This window comes from Pseudoalteromonas sp. T1lg48 (assembly GCF_002964785.1).
GTDB lineage: Bacteria > Pseudomonadota > Gammaproteobacteria > Enterobacterales > Alteromonadaceae > Pseudoalteromonas.
In genome coordinates this window covers 210,934-226,681 of the sequence record NZ_PQCC01000018.1, presented here as the reverse complement: position 1 = coordinate 226,681, position 15,748 = coordinate 210,934, and the positions used below count along the sequence as shown (strand labels likewise).

Sequence of the window (15,748 nt, the reverse complement as noted above, 5' to 3'; positions counted from 1 at the left end):
TCTACCACTCTAATTGCCAGGGTTGCTCGGCGAATTGGCTGGTCAGTTCAGTCATGTGCTGATTTAACTCGCCCTCGCCCGGTGGCATATAGAATTGAAAATTCTGTTGTTGATATTCAAATTGTAATGCATAGGCATGCAAATACGTGCGATCCGCCGCCACCCCACCATAGAGCTTATCGCCAATAATGGGCGCCGACAGGGATTTCATGGCGACCCTAAGTTGGTGGGTTTTGCCACTGTAAGGTTTAAGGACAAAGCCGCGCACCTTAGGTGCCAAAGAATAAGAATAAAACCGTGTGATGGCTGGGTTTTCTTGGCTTTTAAGTAGTTTAAATGCGCCGCGCCGGGCCTTGACCATATCGCCCTTGACCCAACCTTGCTTTTTCTTGGGTTTATCACTGGCCAAGGCTAAATAGTATTTATTTACCTGCCGGCTGGTAAAGAGCTCGGTAAAGCGCGCCGCCGCCTCGGAGCTTGTCGGTAAGAGCACCAGCCCGGAGGTCACCTTGTCGAGGCGGTGCACGGGGAACAGCGGCAGGCCAAACTGCTCCGAAGCCAAGGCAACCAAGCCCGGGCTTTCCTCTTCACAATGAAAATTCAAACCGGCAGGCTTATTAACGACAATAAAGTCGCACTCTTTGGCGACTAGCTGCAATGGCTTCATTGTAGAGTCGAAATCACACGCGCTAAGTCTTCGGGGGTATCGACGCCCGCCGCAGGCACCACTTCGGCCTCAGCTATCTTAATGGTGTAACCATGATACAAGACGCGCAGTTGCTCTAAAGATTCGAGCTTTTCAATCGGTGAAGGTGTCAATTCAATGTATTGCGAGATAAACCCGGCACGGTAGGCGTAAATACCGATATGACGTTGCATATGGCTAAAGTCCAGCTCACATTGTTTTGCTAATAAGGCATCACGGTGATACGGGATGGGCGCGCGCGAGAAATACAAGGCGTTATCGCTGGTGTTGCTCACGACCTTAACGGCATTGGGGTTAAGCGCCTCTTCGGCATCAATAACCGGTGTCGACAGAGTCGCCATAGGCGCATCATTGCCATCTAACAAACGAGCTACCTGAGAAACATTTTCTGGCGCCAACAGGGGTTCATCACCCTGCACGTTTACGACCAGGGTGTCGTCACTTAGACCAAGTTTAGTGACCACCTCGGCCAGGCGTTCTGTGCCCGATTGATGGTCTTCGCGGGTCATTACCACCTCTGCGCCAAACGCCGAGCAGGCTTGTTCAACGTCAGGATGATCGGTGGCAATATACACGGCCCTGGCTCCCGATGCCTGAGCTCGCTCATAGACATGCTGGATCATCGGCTTACCATGGATTTCGGCCAGCGGCTTGGCCGGCAGCCGAGTTGAAGCATATCGAGCAGGAATAATAACTACGAATTCCACTTCTCTACCTCTTCGCTGCTCAGCTCCCGCGCTTCACTTTCAAGTAAGACGGGGATGTCATCGCGAACCGGATAGGCCAATTTGGCAGCGGTGCTGATCAGTTCTTGATTTTCTTTATCGTAATGCAGCTTGCCCTTGGTAACCGGACAAGCAATGATTTCTAACAACTTGGTATCAAACGCCATGTTAAATGACCCCTTTACGTTTAAGTAGGCTGTGCAATTGTTGCTTCAGGACCTCATTGGCCTTGGCATCAACGCGTAAATAATAACATTGCCGATGGCCAAAGGCGCGACATTTTACCGCGTCTTTTTCGGTCATATACACCGCGCCCTTGCTAGGCAAATCGGCACTTTGATATTGATGATGATCGCGAAAATGGCGATAGCCGGTAAGCTCAATGCCGAGCTGTACCAAGCTGCGCTCAAAGCGCTGCGGATTGCCTATGGCACTGACGGCCACGCCCGGTGTATAAGGCGGCGTGATACTCCTATCATCGGCAACGCCGAACATACCACTGGGCGCCAGCCGATACGCTGGCTGCTGTTCACCCGCTTGCCCGTTGTAAATAACGAGATCGACGGTTTTTAATCGCCACTGCCCTTCGCGCAGTGGTCCGGCGGGCATCAGCAAGCCATTGCCAAATAGCCGCTCGGCATCGACGATGCACAGTTCAATATCTCGGGCCAAAGCATAATGCTGCAGGCCGTCATCGCTGATAATGACATCAATTTGATGTTCGGACATCATTTTCTCGATGCTGGCCCGGCGATCACCACCGATGATCACTGGACACCCGGTGCGTTGCGCCAATAACACGGGCTCGTCGCCCCCTGTTTGCGTGTCGCATTGGCCATCAACCATAAAGGGAGTATAGGGCGGCTGGGCACCGTATCCGCGAGTGATGATCCCTACCCGCTTGCCTTGTTGCTTGAGCAACTCAGCCAAATAAATAGTCATGGGGGTTTTGCCGTTGCCGCCGACGCTGATGTTGCCAACGACTATGACAGGCACCGGGGCGCGATACGCTTTTTTAATCTGCAGACGAAATAACAGCCGATTAAGCGAACTTAACAGCCAAAAGAGTCCGCTAAGGGGCAACATGACGTATGCCAGCCAGTCACCCTTTTGATACCAGGCCCGCTCCAGACGTTTGCCGAAGCCGTTTTCCGTATCCGCCATTAATTCTCGCCCTGCTGCATTTTAGCCAGTGCTGCATAGGTGCCATCTTGAGTAAGTAGCTCCTGATGGGTTCCCTGCTCAATAATACGCCCTTGGTCGAGGACATAAATGCAATCAACCTGCTCTATGGTCGATAAACGGTGGGCGATGATAATGGCCGTTTTATCACGCATTAGCGATTCCAGGGCATTTTGGATCAGCTTTTCGGATTCGGTATCGAGCGCCGATGTCGCTTCATCTAAAATAAGAATTGGCGCATCTTTAACTATGGCTCGGGCAATGGCAATGCGTTGACGCTGACCGCCAGAGAGCATTACCCCGTCTTCTCCGACCAGGGTATTTAACCCCTGTGGCAGATCTTTTACAAACTCCCAGACGTGCGCCTTTTTAGCGACATCAATCAGATCTTTTTCACTGAGTGGGGTGTCGAGGCCATACATGATGTTATTGGCTATGGTGTCATTAAAAAGCACCACCTGCTGCGATACGATGGCAAACTGTTGACGCAGGCTGCGCAGCTTATAATCACACAGTGGGACACCATCGAGGGTAATGGCGTTACTGGGTTCTACATCGTAATATCGCGGCAACAGATTCGACAAGGTCGACTTACCCGATCCCGAGCGTCCCACCAGCGCAATATTGGTACCCGGTTTCACATCCAGATTCAAATTCTTAATGACCGGCTCAGCATTGCTTGGGTAAGCGAAGGACAAATCCTTAATTTCGATATGGCCCTTGGCTTTGGTAAGCTCCTGCTTGCCATTATCTTTTTCAATCTCGGTATCGAGTACGGCAAAAATACTTTGCGCCGCGGCAATCCCTCTTTGTAATTCGCTATTGACGTTAGACAACTGCTTTAACGGGCGCAACATCAACATCATAGATGAAATCAAGGTCACAAAGGTGCCTGAGGTGATGCTGTCGATCATGCCTGGCATAGAGATTAAAACTAAGATCACCGCCATAGACGAAGCCGCCAGAATTTGAATAACCGACACGCTTAGGGCCTTAGTGGCATCCATTTTTACCCGTTGTAAACGGTTAAGGTTGTTAACTCGGCCAAATCGTTCGGTTTCAAGTTGTTGGCCGTTGAAGCCATGGATCACCTTGTGGCCGGCAAGCATTTGCTCAGAGCAGCGAGTTACATCGCCCATGGCATTTTGGATATTTTTGGAGATGCGACGAAAACGCTTTGACACAACCGCCACAATCACAGCCACGATGGGGGTGATAACCAAAAAGATAAGACTTAACTTCCAGCTGGCGTTAAACATTACCATTAACAGGAACACCACATAGGCTCCCTCACGCACTAAAACCAGAAGCGCCTTGGTAATGGCCTGCTGTACCTGCTCGGTATCAAAGGTAATTTTCGAGATCAACTCGCCGTTGGAATGGTTATCGTGAAAACTCACCGGCAAATTAAGCATGTGCACAAACAGGTCTTGACGCAGAGCACGCACCACCTGCGAGCCGACATAAGCCAGGCAATAGCTGGATAAAAAGTTAAAGGTGCCGCGACCAATAACCAACGCAATCACCACATAGGGCGCCCAACCTAATACTGTGCTATTACGCTCGGTAAGGCCTTCGTCAATAAAGGGCTGCATCAGCCAAACGAAGGTGGCATCCATGGCCGAATAGCCGAGCATACCTATGATGGCGACAATGGCAGCGGACTTATAGCTTTTTACGTAGCCTAAAAGGCGTTTATAGGTTTGGGTGGCGCTATGTTGCATAAGACTCTCAAATTCACGCATTAGCGGCTATTGTAGCTTTGCGCGGCGAAAAACAAAACTCAATCCATGATAAACCAATAGTTTTTCTGCTCTTTTGCCGCCTTAATGACAATTTTGTCGCGGTAAAACTGAACCCGTATTCCGCCTTGGGTTTTGGTCAGCCATTGTCGCGCCCCCACAGCCTGATATCTGGCCACCACATCCGGATGGGGCATCTGCCAATTTGTACGGGCACTACTTGAGTGAATCACCTCACTGGGGGACAAGACATTAATATAGGCGGCACTCGAAGAAGTTCGACTGCCATGATGGGGGCTTACCAAAACATCGACCGGTGTCAGCGCGTTAAGGGTTACCAGCTGGGCTTCTTCCTTCATGCTGATATCACCACTTAACAGTACCTTATATGTGCCGTCGGAGATAAGCAGTACACAGGAATTGGCATTGTCGTTCGTACCTGCAAACTTCGGCCACAAGGGAGTTAACTCAAGGCCATGCCAATTCAACGCATGCTGATTGCAGGTCAACCTCCCTCCAGGATGAAAGCGTGCCAATGTCTCCCCATACCCGGCTGCGCGCCAATGCCTTAAGCCGCCGGCATGGTCATTATCCCGGTGAGAGAGAAGAGTCAGCTCTGGGCTTAGGTTTTCGCTTTGGATAAACGGCAACAAGGTATTATCAACAATGGAATAGCGCCCAAAGTAACTGGCGCCGAGATCATAAACCAAGGCTTTGCGCCCGCGACTCACCACTATACTCAAACCATGACCGACATCAAGTACATCCATTTGCCAACTAGGCGCCCATGCCCGCTCAATCGAAGTAAATGCAGTTAGTAGCACCAAGGCATACGAAGCGGGCCACAAGCTACGCAGCATGAGCATGGCCAAAATAGCGATATAACAGGCCAACACCACTGCAAGAGAGAAATGCGAACTTGACCACCAAAAGTGCTCACTTACAGGCAGCAAGAAGGCTACCCCCTTAGCTGCAAGCGTATCGAAAGCGCCTAAGCAGGCCATCAACCAAGGCCTAAAAGCGCTTAGAGCAGTGAGTATTAACAGTGGCAGCAAAATAAAGCTAACCAGGGGCACAAACAAGAGGTTGAATAGCGCTGCGGACCAAGAGAGGCCACCAAACACCAATAAACTCAGCGGCGCCAACCCCAAACACAAACTGAGCTGCACCCAGAGATAACGCACCAGCCAATGACGCCCCGTACTTAGCCTAAGCACGACAAAAATGACCGCCACCGCAAAAAAAGAAAACCACATGCCCACATCCAAAAGGGCAAAGGGGTTGATAACCAGCACCAAGGTTAATGCCAACAACAAACTGTGGCCGAGCTGATAGCGTAACCGACTAAAATATAAGGCGACAAACAGTGCCAACATCAACCAGGCGCGTTGTGCACTAATCGGTAATTGGCACAGCAGCACAAAGAGCGCACATAAGATCAGGGCTATCAGCGCGACAATCCCATTGATGCTGTGTGCCTGAGGTAATCCCCTAAAGAGACTGGCACTGAACAGCCAAAGCACTAGCTTAATGCCGTAAAAGCAAAACGCGTACAGCAGCGCAATATGCAGTCCGGATATGGCGAGTAAATGAATGGTGCCGGTGTCGCGAAATAATTGCCTGTCCTCTTCAGAGATGGCACTTCTATCGGCGCTAAGCAGCGCTTTATAGACGCCATAAAGTTGATAATCGCGCAGATGTGTATCTAGCCAAGAGCGATATCGTTGAGCGATATTGCTTTGAACAGTCTCTATTTCAACCGTGACCGGTTTTGAGGCAACCAGATGAGGCCCGTGTAAAAAGCCATATATACGTGCGTCACGCACGGCAAAGTTAACCCGCCACTTTTTATGGCGTACCCGGGTTTGTGCTTTGACCTGGGTACCCAGCGCCACCTCGATTTTCGCAGCAACCGGTACACTAATAATAACCCTCTGATAAAAAGGTACTTTGTACTGATCAATTTGATTAAGTTTCAGTGTCACGAATTGGCTATTTGACAATGCATTGAGGGCCACCACCTGCCCTTCTATCTGCCTAACCCGATTATCAATTTTCGGTCCATGCCAATGATAAAACACCTGAAAATAGACTAAGGTATAAAGGAGTGCGAACAGGCAGGCACGGGTCTGGCCGATAAAATAACCAGTTACTGTTCGAATAACTAGCAATATGGCTATTATTGTAAAAAGTACTGGCAGTGACGGGGTGAAAAGTGACAAAATACAGCCGAATGAAAACCCACTGCACAGCGCAATAGATGTACAGGGCCCCATCCAATGGCGAAGAAAACCATTCAACGGTTCTTACCCGATCATAATAAGATCAAGCAGCTTAAATCGCTTCGTATTTTTGGGCGGCTATTACATGATGCCAATCTCTGGCACCTAAATAGGCGTTCTGCACGAGGAGCCTTCTCCGTTGGCTTGTTTTTTGCGTTCATTCCAGTTCCCTTTCAAATGATTTTAGCTGCGGCCGTCGCTATTCCCCTGCGCGTTAATTTGCCGCTTTCAATCGCCCTTGTGTGGATCACCAACCCCTTAACCATGCCACCTATTTTTTACTGCTCTTATGTGGTGGGCACTTGGATCCTCGGCCACCCACAACAGGAATTTTACTTTGAGCCCAGCTGGCAATGGCTTACCGATAGCCTCACCACCATAGGCCCGGCCTTTTTACTCGGCTCTGCAGTCTGTGGCGCCTTGGCTGCACTGATAGGGTTTATTTTAGTTGACTATTTATGGTGTCGCGGTGTGAAAAAGGCATGGGAATCGCGCAAATAGCCTAAGCTCTGAATTAAAAACAAAAAAACCCGCCTGTTGGCGGGTTTTTTATCACACTTAAAATTATAGAATTTCAAGTAGCTCGATATCGAAGATAAGCGTCGAGTAAGGCGCAATGGCAGCACCGGCACCGCGCTCACCATAGGCAAGATCGTGCGGGATATATAGACGCCATTTTGAACCGGCTGGCATCATTTGTAATGCTTCGGTCCAACCTTTGATCACGCCGCCTACTGGAAATTCAGCAGGTTGGCCACGCTCGTATGAACTATCGAATACGGTGCCATTTACTAGCGTACCATGGTAATGAGTACGTACGGTTGATTCAGCAGTAGGCTTCTCACCAGAACCAGCTTCAATTACTTCGAACTGTAAGCCAGACTCGGTAACCGTTACTTCTGCGCGCTTAGCGTTTTCAGCAAGGAAAGCTTCGCCTTCAGCGGCAAGTACTTTCGCTTCTTCTTCACGGCGTGCTTGAATTTCAGCATTGATCTTTTCGAACGCTGCTTGAATTTCAGGGATCTCAACTTGGAAGCTCTCACCGGTGAAAGCATCTTTCATGCCTTCGAATACTGAGTTCAGGTTAAGTCCGTCAAAAGGGTTGGCTTTAAGTTGCTCGCCCATTTGCAGGCCAATACCGTAGCTGGCTTTATCTGCATGGGTAGTAAATTTATCAGACATAAAATCGTCCATCTTTTTGAAAATATAAAATTCGGGCACAGGGTAACATACTCAAGACGGTACGTCAGGCTTACGCCCAAAAACCGGCGCTATGTTTATTTGTTTGCCGATATATTCGCCATTTTCTTAGCGACCAGCGGCCAAGCCCAGGTGAAAACCAATAAGGACACGATCAAATAAGCCCATAGCCAATACGGCATATGGATAAACCAAGGCCATAAGATAACGCCACAGCCAATTATGCCCAGGCAGCCTACCAAAAGCGCGCACAAGGTGGAAAATTGCGTTTCGTACTTGACTATCAAGTGCGCCACTAACAGGTTGAAGACGGCAAAACTCGCCAATTGAGCCAGGGTATCCAACTGTGCATCAAGCACCAGCGTATTGACCACGTCCAAGCCCATGGCGTAAAAAAAGGCTAACGCCAGCCAAAAGAAAATGCGCATCGGTGCTGCCATTTTGTAAACTCCATTATGCTATCAGAATCCAGACACTATAACGAAAAAAACCGCCACGTGGGCGGTCTTTAGAATGAGGTGGCGGAGAGATAGGGATTTGAACCCTAGATGGGCTATTAACCCATGCCGGTTTTCAAGACCGGTGCATTCAACCGCTCTGCCATCTCTCCGAACTGGCGCGCATATTAAAAGCTTTGGGTGCGAAAGTAAAGTCTAACCCTGAGCGCTCGCCGCATTGAGGGGCTTGTTTAATAATATTGTTTAGGACGCTTGGCAATGAGCGCGCACACCACACAACCAATCAGGGCGATCAGAGCAAACAGCAAGCTTTGCATGATAAGCTCGCCACGCTGCTGTTTTGTGGCTGGAATAATTAGCAAAGTCAGTGCCGGTAGCACGCTAAAACACAATACATAAGCGGTGACCTTGAGGGCACGCAAAAAATCATAGCGCTTACTGTAAAGCATCCAACTCGATACCAAGATCACTACGCACATGGCGCTGAGGGTAATGTATAAAGGCGCCTCAGTGGCCATTGCCACGTACGTGGTCAGCATAGCGCCAATTACACCCCAAAATGACCATAATCCCCAACGCTCTTTTTCTCTTAAGAATAAGTTACCCATTGACTCTTATCTTCTTATTATTTTGTTAGTTACAATTCTGTACATTTCTTAGCCTAACAAAAAAAACCGGTATAAAAAACCACTCAAAGTGATTAATTAAGCAAAAAATAGAGTATAAATGAGCGAATATTAATCTAAGATGACGGCACCACTTTATTGCTCTGTTAGTGCGGCGCCCTCAGCTAGCTTAGATACCATAAGAAAAGAAATCTGCCACTTGATGACGACGTTTTTTAGGGCAATCCAAGGTGGGCGTGCCTAGATACAAAAAGCCAATAATTTCATCGTCGACACTGAGCCCCAGCTCGGATTTAACCGTAGGCGATTGAGCAAATGCGCCGGTGCGCCAGATCCCCGATAAACCTTGTGCAAAAGCCGCCTGCTGCATGGCAAAGGTAGCGCATGAGGCGCTGGCTATTTGCTCGACTCTAGGCACCTTGTCGTGCGGGGTGTATTTCATTATACAGACGATCACCATGGGTGCCCTGTCCACTAAACTGGCGGCGCGCTCTATGGTACGCTCGCCCATGTTTTCGGCCACGGCAGCCTGAGCAAAGATGCGACCGAGTACTTCACGTTGCTCATCTTCTAAAACAATAAACTGCCAGGGAGCAAGATTGGCGTGATCCGGCACGCGCAATGCCGCTTGTTGGATCAGTTCCATCTGATGTGGTGATGGGCCTGGATAAGATAGTTGGCTATCGGATTGGCGATTTAATAACAGCTCTGTTGCATTCATTGTGGGTGGATCTTTCTCTTATGTACTTTAGCCTAAGGCTACCACAGTCGCCCTAGGCTGATAAGAGGCTGCACCTTAGTAGCCTTTTAGGTGCGCCTTCTTCGTGGCACAAGGTAGTAATCCAAACTGACATAACGACCGCCGCCAACAAAAAAGAGCGACAGCAGCATCACAAAGTAGATAGCAGCAAACTCGATACCATTATTGAGAATGACAATATTGCCGCGCTCATATAAATAGCTTGGGCGTCCGTGTTCGGCGACCAGGGTTTTTATCACCTCCAGGCGCATTTTCGCCGCCACAGAGTTATCAAGGCTTTTCTGGGCCGCCTCAATGCCGGCCCAATCCAATACCTGCGCCGGACTTGTTTGTGTATCGGTTGGCGTGATGGCAAACCAGCCGTTATCCCAATGGACAGTCGTGGCCGCCACCACCATGGTGATCATCAAAGGAATAGCAACCAAGCGAGTAAACAACCCAACCAGGAGCAACCAGCCGCCGGCAAACTCCGCCCAGCCCGCCAAAAATGCAAACACATCGGCAAAAGGCAAACCCAATCCCCAATCACTATTACCGAACCAGGCCACCACATTGGGATCGGCGAGCACTCGGTCTGACCAGGACAAATGGCTGTTACCTAGGTTCAATTTGCTAAAGCCGGCGATGATCATCACCGGCGCCAAAATTAAGCGCATTAATAAGGGCGCTAAGCCATCAAAAGCCTGTAACGGCCCTAACGGGACTTCCTGATGGGTAGTGGCAACTCGTGTGTGCATGGGACAACCTTTGTTAGTAAACAAGCTGTTAATGATATAGCACAAAGACCTGCATTCCCCTGCTTTTATTACAAAAAATATTAAAAGCATAAAAAATGCCGCTGTTGAGCGGCATTAAAATTAACGAGTATAAGGACGGGAAATTAAATTTCCCTTGCCACCATCAGGGCTTCTTTAATGGCGCGCTTGGCATCGATTTCTGCCGCCAATTTGGCACCGCCAATCACATGCAGATTGGCTTTACCTGTACCCTGCTGTGCTTGTTTGATTTCGCTGTCGTTAGACGTTTGGCCAATACAACCAATCACAGTATCCACATCAAGCACCCTTGCCGTCCCGGCAACTGTGATATGCAGCCCTTCGGCGTCGAAACGCACATATTGGCAATCGGCGATTTGCTCGACGCCGTGCATTTTGGCAACCTGACGATGGATCCAGCCGGTAGTCTTGCCTAGTCCCGCACCAAAGCGACCACTGCTGCGTTTAAGCATGTAGAGTTTCTTGTCGCTCTTATGCAGTGCAACTGGCTGCTCAATACCCCACTGCGCCTTAAAATTTGCAATGCTTTGATGATGCTCTTCGGTTAAAAACGCTACCATATCAAAACCAATTCCGCCGGCACCGAGAATAGCGATGCGCGAGCCCAATTCCACGTCACCGCGGATCACCTCATCGTAGCTGTAAACGCGTTTACCATCTTCGCAAGGAAAATTCGCCTGCCTGGGCGAAACACCACAGGCAAAAACGATATCATCATAGTCACTTTGCATCGAATCGTCATAGGCGGTGTTCATATGAAGTTGCACGCCCTGGCGCACCACTTCTTCGCTAAAATATTTAAGCGCCAATTGAAAGTCTTCCTTGCCCGGGATACGCATGGCCAGGTTAAACTGACCGCCAGTGGTATCGGAGCGCTCGATTAAGGTGACCTGATGGCCACGCTGGCGTAAATAAATACTGGCGGCCAGACCCGCCGGGCCGGCACCAACCACGAGCACATTTTTACTTTTCTCGGCCTGTTCAATCGCCAAGTCAAGCTCAAACGCCGCCAAGGGATTAACCAAACAGGTGGCCCGTTGCCCCTTGAAAACATGGTCCAAACAACCTTGGTTACAACCAATACAGATGTTGATCTGCTCGCTGCGCTGCTGCGCATACTTGTTAAACAGCTCCGGGTCGGCCAATAAGGGGCGGGCCATAGAGATCATGTCCGCTTGCCCGGCGCCTAGTATTTCATTGGCTATCTCTGGAGTGTTAATACGATTTACCGCAATCACAGGTTTATCGGTCGCCGCCTTTAAACGCTGCGACGCTTCTCGAAAAGCCCCCGGCGGTACCATAGAAGCAATGGTCGGCACCCTTGCCTCATGCCAGCCTATGCCCGTATTAAATATATCGACACCGGCGGCGGCCAATACTTTGGCCTGTTCGCTGACTTCTTCAGCACTGGAGCCATTGGGAATAAGGTCCATCACAGACAGACGAAAGACAATGATAAATTCATCACTAACCTGGGCACGCACCGCCTCTACGATTTCCTTGGCAAAACGCATACGGCCGCTGTTATCACCGCCGTATTCATCGTCGCGCTGATTGGTATGGGGGGCCATAAATTCATTGATCAAATACCCCTCTGAACCCATGATTTCAATGCCATCGTAGCCTGCCTGCTGCGCCAAACGGGCACTGTTGGCAAAATCTTTAACGGTGCTTTTGATCATGCCCTTGGTCATGGCTTTAGGGGCATAGGGCGTGATCGGCGACTTAATGGCGCTCGGTGCACAGTTAAAAGGGTGATAGCCGTAACGGCCCGCATGAAGCAGCTGCAAACAAATTTTACCGCCGTGTTTATGCACCGCCTGGGTGTATTTTTTGTGCTTGAGCACATCGAATAAGGTATTAAATGAGGACGAGATGGGGGTGAGTTTGCCACGCAGGTTGGGGCTATAGCCGCCGGTAATAATCAGGCCAACACCGCCTTTGGCACGCTCCTCATAAAACGCCGCTAAACGCTTACGGTTATGCCACCCTTCTTCTAAGCCGGTGTGCATCGAGCCCATTACCAGGCGATTTCGTATCTGCCCATGCGCTAATTCTAATGGTTGTTCTAGCATGGCTATCCTCTTCTAACTAATCTGGTCATACCTGTTTGAGAGTAGCGATTTTTGCATTCAGCGGCAAGTAGATTCGACAGTCGCAGTGGCGAAAACAGAGATAACTGTAAACACTTAGTTACTTTTTTCTGTTTAAAATTTTGAAGTCTTTGGGCTAATATGGAAGTCTAAACTAGGTGTAGAGCAGATTTTAAAATTAAGGGTCTGATTTTGATTAAGAAAGTAGTAAAAGCCACATGGGATGGAATTAACTTTTCCCGCCGCCTTGTGGTCAACATCATCTTCATAGCACTGGTTATCGTCGTGATTGCCTCGATTACGAGCGACGATGGCGAGATTCTGGTTCCCAAAGGCGCGGTGCTTAACCTAAACCTCAATGGCTACCTGGTCGAACAAAAACGCTATGTGGACCCTCTCGATGCCGCCCTCGCCCAGTCTATGGGCGCTCAAGATGAACCAGCAGAGATCCTGGTTGACGATGTGGTTGATGTGATCAACAAGGCTGCCAGTGACGAACGCATCGAAGCCATGCTATTGAATGTGCAGAACCTAGGTGGCGCCCATATCAATAAGCTTGCGGCCATCGCGAAAGCCATTGATGCTTTTAAGGCCCAAGGCAAACCGGTTATTGCCACGGGATACTATTACACCCAAAGTCAGTATTACCTGGCGGCTCACGCCGATGAAATTAATCTACACCCATACGGCGGCGTCTCTATCGAAGGCTTTGGTGTCTACCCTGTGTATTTTAAAGATGCCCTGGACAAGCTCAAGATCACCCAGCATGTGTTCCGCGTTGGTACCTTTAAATCTGCGGTCGAGCCGCTGATCCGCAATGATATGTCACAGGCGGCAAAAGAAGCGAACAAAGAATGGTTGTCACACCTATGGCAGCAATATAAAGACGAAGTGGCAGCCCTGCGCGGCTTTGAGCAATCCAATTTTGACGAAACCCTGGACACTTATCTCAGCAAACTGGAGCAGGTTGATGGCAATGGCGCCGAATACGCGCTCAAGTATGGTTGGGTTGATGCCCTTAAAAACAATCAAGAGCTGCGTCAACAGCTAATCGACCTAGTCGGTCTCGATGATGACGGCAACAGCTTCCGTCAGATTGGCTTTAACGACTACCTGGCTACCTTCAAGCTGCCGATGGCTATGGATAATCCGCTAACCGAAAAAGTAGCGGTGATCGTCGCCAAAGGCACTATAGTTGATGGTCATCGTAAAGCCGGGGAGATAGGCGGCGACAGCACCGCTGCCCTTCTTCGCGAAGCACGTAACGATGATCGCGTTAAGGCCGTGGTTCTTCGTATCGACTCAGGTGGTGGCAGCATGTTCGCATCGGAATTGATTCGTCGTGAAGTGATCGCCTTAAAAGAAGCGGGTAAGCCCGTGGTTGCATCCATGGGTTCGGTAGCCGCTTCAGGTGGGTACTGGATTGCCAGTGCCGCCAATGAGATTTGGGCCGCGCCGAGCACCATTACCGGATCTATCGGCGTGTTCGGTACCATTATGACCTTTGAAAACAGCGCCGCAAAACTGGGTATCTACTCGGACGGCGTCGGCACCACTGAGATGAAAGGTTCATCCGTATTACTTGGCCTAAACGACAAACTGGCTCAAGCCATTCAAATGAGTGTTGAAAACGCCTATGCGCGCTTCTTAAAGGTTGTGTCCGAGTCTCGCGGCCTGCCCATTGAAGAAGTCGATAAAATCGCTCAGGGCCGTGTTTGGATAGCGACTCAGGCTCAAGAATTAGGCCTCGTTGACCAGCTTGGCGATAAACAGGCTGCCATCAGTGCCGCCGCCAAATTGGCGAGCCTTAAGCACTATGATGTGAAGCTTATTGAGCAGCCATTATCGCCACAGGATATTTTCATTCAAAACCTGTTCGGTACTGCTATGGTTCAATCTCTGATTACCAAGCAAGCACCGCAAAGCGCCAGCGTCGGTGCGGCCATGCAGTTCGATAATTTCGTCGAGCAGATTGAACAGCAAGTTAGCTCGCTTAAAGCCTTTAACGACCCAGAAGGTATTTATGCCCGCTGTTTAGTGTGTACCGTAACGAATTAATTTTCGTAAATAAATCGTAGCGCTACGTTTAGTCACGGCGCTACAGCATGTATACTTAGCCCGATAGCATTTATCGGGCTTTTTTATGAAACGTAAACGTATTTATATCGCCTACACCGGCGGTACCATAGGCATGAAAAAATCAAGCCAGGGCTTTATCCCCGCCGCTGGTTACCTGACCGAAACGGTAAAAAACAGTGCCGAGTTTAACCGCGATGAAATGCCGCTATTCGATATTGAAGAATATTGTCCACTCATCGACTCTTCCGATATGTCGCCAGCCCATTGGCAGATGATAGCCGACGATATTCAGGCCAAATACCATGATTATGACGGCTTTGTGGTTCTCCATGGCACGGACACCATGGCCTACACTGCTTCGGCACTGTCGTTTATGTTTGAAAACCTGACCAAGCCAGTGATCGTAACCGGCTCGCAGATCCCCTTATCGCAACTGCGCTCCGACGGTCAGGTCAACCTCTTAAACGCCATGTATTTGGCCGCTAACTACCCCATTGCCGAGGTGAGCCTGTTCTTTAACAATCAGCTGTTTCGCGGTAATAGGGCAACCAAGATTCATGCCGACGGCTTTAACGCCTTCGACTCCCCTAACATGGCGCCCTTAGCCAAGGCCGGTATCAATATCAGACTAATAGAGGGTCAACTCAGTCCCTATATCGATAATGAATTACAGGTATCGCGCATCACCCCGCAAGCCATCGCGGTGTTGCACCTGTACCCCGGGATCAGCGCCGATGTGGTCGGCTCAATTATTAACGACGATATTAAGGCGCTTATTTTATTGAGCTTTGGTGTTGGTAACGCGCCACAAAACCATGAGTTTTTGGAACTGTTAGCCAATGCCAATGAGCGTGGCATTGTTGTGATCAACCTCACTCAATGCCTACAGGGACAGGTAAATATGGGTGGCTATGCCACAGGCAATGCGCTGTTGAATGTTGGCGTTATTAGCGGTTTCGACATGACGCTGGAAGCCTGTTTAACCAAGCTCCATTATTTACTGAGCAAGAAAATTTCAACGCAAAGTATTCGTCATCTTATGCAGGATAATCTGCGCGGTGAGTTAAGCCGCTAATCGCAAATTCAAAGCAAAAAAAGCCCCGCATCTGCAGGGCTTTT

15 protein-coding genes and 1 tRNA gene are annotated in these 15,748 nt (G+C 49.5%); 3 read left to right on the top strand and 13 right to left on the bottom strand.

Translation table 11 applies throughout. The features are described from left to right. Nucleotide 1 precedes the first annotated feature (1 nt). From C2M29_RS10330 to C2M29_RS10305, 6 genes are read right to left on the bottom strand one after another with little or no spacing between them, the layout of a single operon-like run. Entirely contained in the window at nt 2–667 is a 666-nt protein-coding gene (locus tag C2M29_RS10330) for a TIGR01621 family pseudouridine synthase (protein ID WP_105189702.1), read from the bottom strand. Continuing rightward, nucleotides 664–1,413: a 3-deoxy-manno-octulosonate cytidylyltransferase gene (gene kdsB, locus C2M29_RS10325; RefSeq protein ID WP_105189701.1), complete on the bottom strand. Its 750-nt coding sequence runs from the start codon at nt 1,411–1,413 to the stop codon at nt 664–666. Before kdsB ends, C2M29_RS10330 begins: the two co-directional genes overlap by 4 nt. After that, the gene (locus C2M29_RS10320; RefSeq protein ID WP_105189700.1) at nt 1,401–1,598 is read right to left on the bottom strand and encodes a Trm112 family protein; all 198 of its coding nucleotides are present in this window, start codon (nt 1,596–1,598) and stop codon (nt 1,401–1,403) included. The genes kdsB and C2M29_RS10320 overlap by 13 nt, the downstream gene beginning before the upstream one ends. Nucleotide 1,599: 1 nt before the next feature. Further along, complete coding sequence (gene lpxK, locus C2M29_RS10315) at nt 1,600–2,595, bottom strand: tetraacyldisaccharide 4'-kinase (protein WP_105189699.1); 996 nt, start codon at nt 2,593–2,595, stop codon at nt 1,600–1,602. Next, nucleotides 2,595–4,337 (bottom strand): lipid A export permease/ATP-binding protein MsbA, encoded by a 1,743-nt coding sequence (gene msbA, locus C2M29_RS10310; RefSeq protein ID WP_105190240.1) that lies wholly within the window; start codon nt 4,335–4,337, stop codon nt 2,595–2,597. Before msbA ends, lpxK begins: the two co-directional genes overlap by 1 nt. Nucleotides 4,338–4,396: 59 nt before the next feature. Continuing rightward, a complete protein-coding gene (locus C2M29_RS10305) occupies nt 4,397–6,526 on the bottom strand; it encodes a DNA internalization-related competence protein ComEC/Rec2 (RefSeq protein ID WP_158684711.1) in 2,130 nt (709 codons plus the stop codon). Nucleotides 6,527–6,634: 108 nt separating this feature from the next. Between C2M29_RS10305 and C2M29_RS10300 the strand changes: the two genes are divergently transcribed. Next, nucleotides 6,635–7,138 (top strand): DUF2062 domain-containing protein, encoded by a 504-nt coding sequence (locus C2M29_RS10300; protein ID WP_105189697.1) that lies wholly within the window; start codon nt 6,635–6,637, stop codon nt 7,136–7,138. A gap of 63 nt (nt 7,139–7,201) precedes the next feature. On the opposite strand, the gene C2M29_RS10295 is transcribed toward C2M29_RS10300, so the two are convergent. From C2M29_RS10295 to C2M29_RS10265, 7 genes are all read right to left on the bottom strand, one after another. Continuing rightward, nucleotides 7,202–7,819 (bottom strand): FKBP-type peptidyl-prolyl cis-trans isomerase, encoded by a 618-nt coding sequence (locus tag C2M29_RS10295; RefSeq protein WP_105190239.1) that lies wholly within the window; start codon nt 7,817–7,819, stop codon nt 7,202–7,204. Between the two features lie 95 nt (nt 7,820–7,914). Then, nucleotides 7,915–8,277 carry a hypothetical protein gene (locus tag C2M29_RS10290; protein WP_105189696.1) on the bottom strand — a complete coding sequence of 121 codons (363 nt, stop codon included), beginning with the start codon at nt 8,275–8,277 and terminating at the stop codon, nt 7,915–7,917. A gap of 79 nt (nt 8,278–8,356) precedes the next feature. Further along, nucleotides 8,357–8,447: transfer RNA gene (locus tag C2M29_RS10285), tRNA-Ser, on the bottom strand. A gap of 78 nt (nt 8,448–8,525) precedes the next feature. Continuing rightward, nucleotides 8,526–8,903 (bottom strand): hypothetical protein, encoded by a 378-nt coding sequence (locus C2M29_RS10280; protein WP_105189695.1) that lies wholly within the window; start codon nt 8,901–8,903, stop codon nt 8,526–8,528. 187 nt (nt 8,904–9,090) lie between these two features. Then, nucleotides 9,091–9,642 (bottom strand): NAD(P)H nitroreductase, encoded by a 552-nt coding sequence (locus C2M29_RS10275; protein WP_105189694.1) that lies wholly within the window; start codon nt 9,640–9,642, stop codon nt 9,091–9,093. A gap of 86 nt (nt 9,643–9,728) precedes the next feature. Beyond that, the gene (locus tag C2M29_RS10270) at nt 9,729–10,418 is read right to left on the bottom strand and encodes an HvfX family Cu-binding RiPP maturation protein (RefSeq protein ID WP_105190238.1); all 690 of its coding nucleotides are present in this window, start codon (nt 10,416–10,418) and stop codon (nt 9,729–9,731) included. 143 nt (nt 10,419–10,561) lie between these two features. Beyond that, on the bottom strand, nt 10,562–12,532 hold the full coding sequence (locus tag C2M29_RS10265) for an NADPH-dependent 2,4-dienoyl-CoA reductase (protein ID WP_105189693.1): 1,971 nt from the start codon (nt 12,530–12,532) through the stop codon (nt 10,562–10,564). A 210-nt stretch (nt 12,533–12,742) separates the two neighbouring features. On the opposite strand from C2M29_RS10265, the gene sppA reads away from it, so the two are divergent. Both sppA and ansA read left to right on the top strand, forming a co-directional pair. After that, nucleotides 12,743–14,608 (top strand): signal peptide peptidase SppA, encoded by a 1,866-nt coding sequence (gene sppA, locus C2M29_RS10260; RefSeq protein ID WP_105189692.1) that lies wholly within the window; start codon nt 12,743–12,745, stop codon nt 14,606–14,608. Nucleotides 14,609–14,693: 85 nt separating this feature from the next. Continuing rightward, the gene (gene ansA / locus C2M29_RS10255; RefSeq protein ID WP_105189691.1) at nt 14,694–15,704 is read left to right on the top strand and encodes an asparaginase; all 1,011 of its coding nucleotides are present in this window, start codon (nt 14,694–14,696) and stop codon (nt 15,702–15,704) included. Nucleotides 15,705–15,748 lie beyond the last annotated feature (44 nt).

Coding starts and splice junctions, on each gene's coding strand:
- C2M29_RS10330 (WP_105189702.1), bottom strand. CDS start 667: ATGAAGCCATTGCAGCTAGTCGCCAAAGAGTGCGACTTTATTGTCGTT.
- C2M29_RS10320 (WP_105189700.1), bottom strand. CDS start 1,598: ATGGCGTTTGATACCAAGTTGTTAGAAATCATTGCTTGTCCGGTTACC.
- lpxK (WP_105189699.1), bottom strand. CDS start 2,595: ATGGCGGATACGGAAAACGGCTTCGGCAAACGTCTGGAGCGGGCCTGG.
- msbA (WP_105190240.1), bottom strand. CDS start 4,337: ATGCAACATAGCGCCACCCAAACCTATAAACGCCTTTTAGGCTACGTA.
- C2M29_RS10300 (WP_105189697.1), top strand. CDS start 6,635: ATGGCGAAGAAAACCATTCAACGGTTCTTACCCGATCATAATAAGATC.
- C2M29_RS10295 (WP_105190239.1), bottom strand. CDS start 7,819: ATGTCTGATAAATTTACTACCCATGCAGATAAAGCCAGCTACGGTATT.
- C2M29_RS10290 (WP_105189696.1), bottom strand. CDS start 8,277: ATGGCAGCACCGATGCGCATTTTCTTTTGGCTGGCGTTAGCCTTTTTT.
- C2M29_RS10280 (WP_105189695.1), bottom strand. CDS start 8,903: ATGGGTAACTTATTCTTAAGAGAAAAAGAGCGTTGGGGATTATGGTCA.
- C2M29_RS10275 (WP_105189694.1), bottom strand. CDS start 9,642: ATGAATGCAACAGAGCTGTTATTAAATCGCCAATCCGATAGCCAACTA.
- C2M29_RS10270 (WP_105190238.1), bottom strand. CDS start 10,418: ATGCACACACGAGTTGCCACTACCCATCAGGAAGTCCCGTTAGGGCCG.
- C2M29_RS10265 (WP_105189693.1), bottom strand. CDS start 12,532: ATGCTAGAACAACCATTAGAATTAGCGCATGGGCAGATACGAAATCGC.
- ansA (WP_105189691.1), top strand. CDS start 14,694: ATGAAACGTAAACGTATTTATATCGCCTACACCGGCGGTACCATAGGC.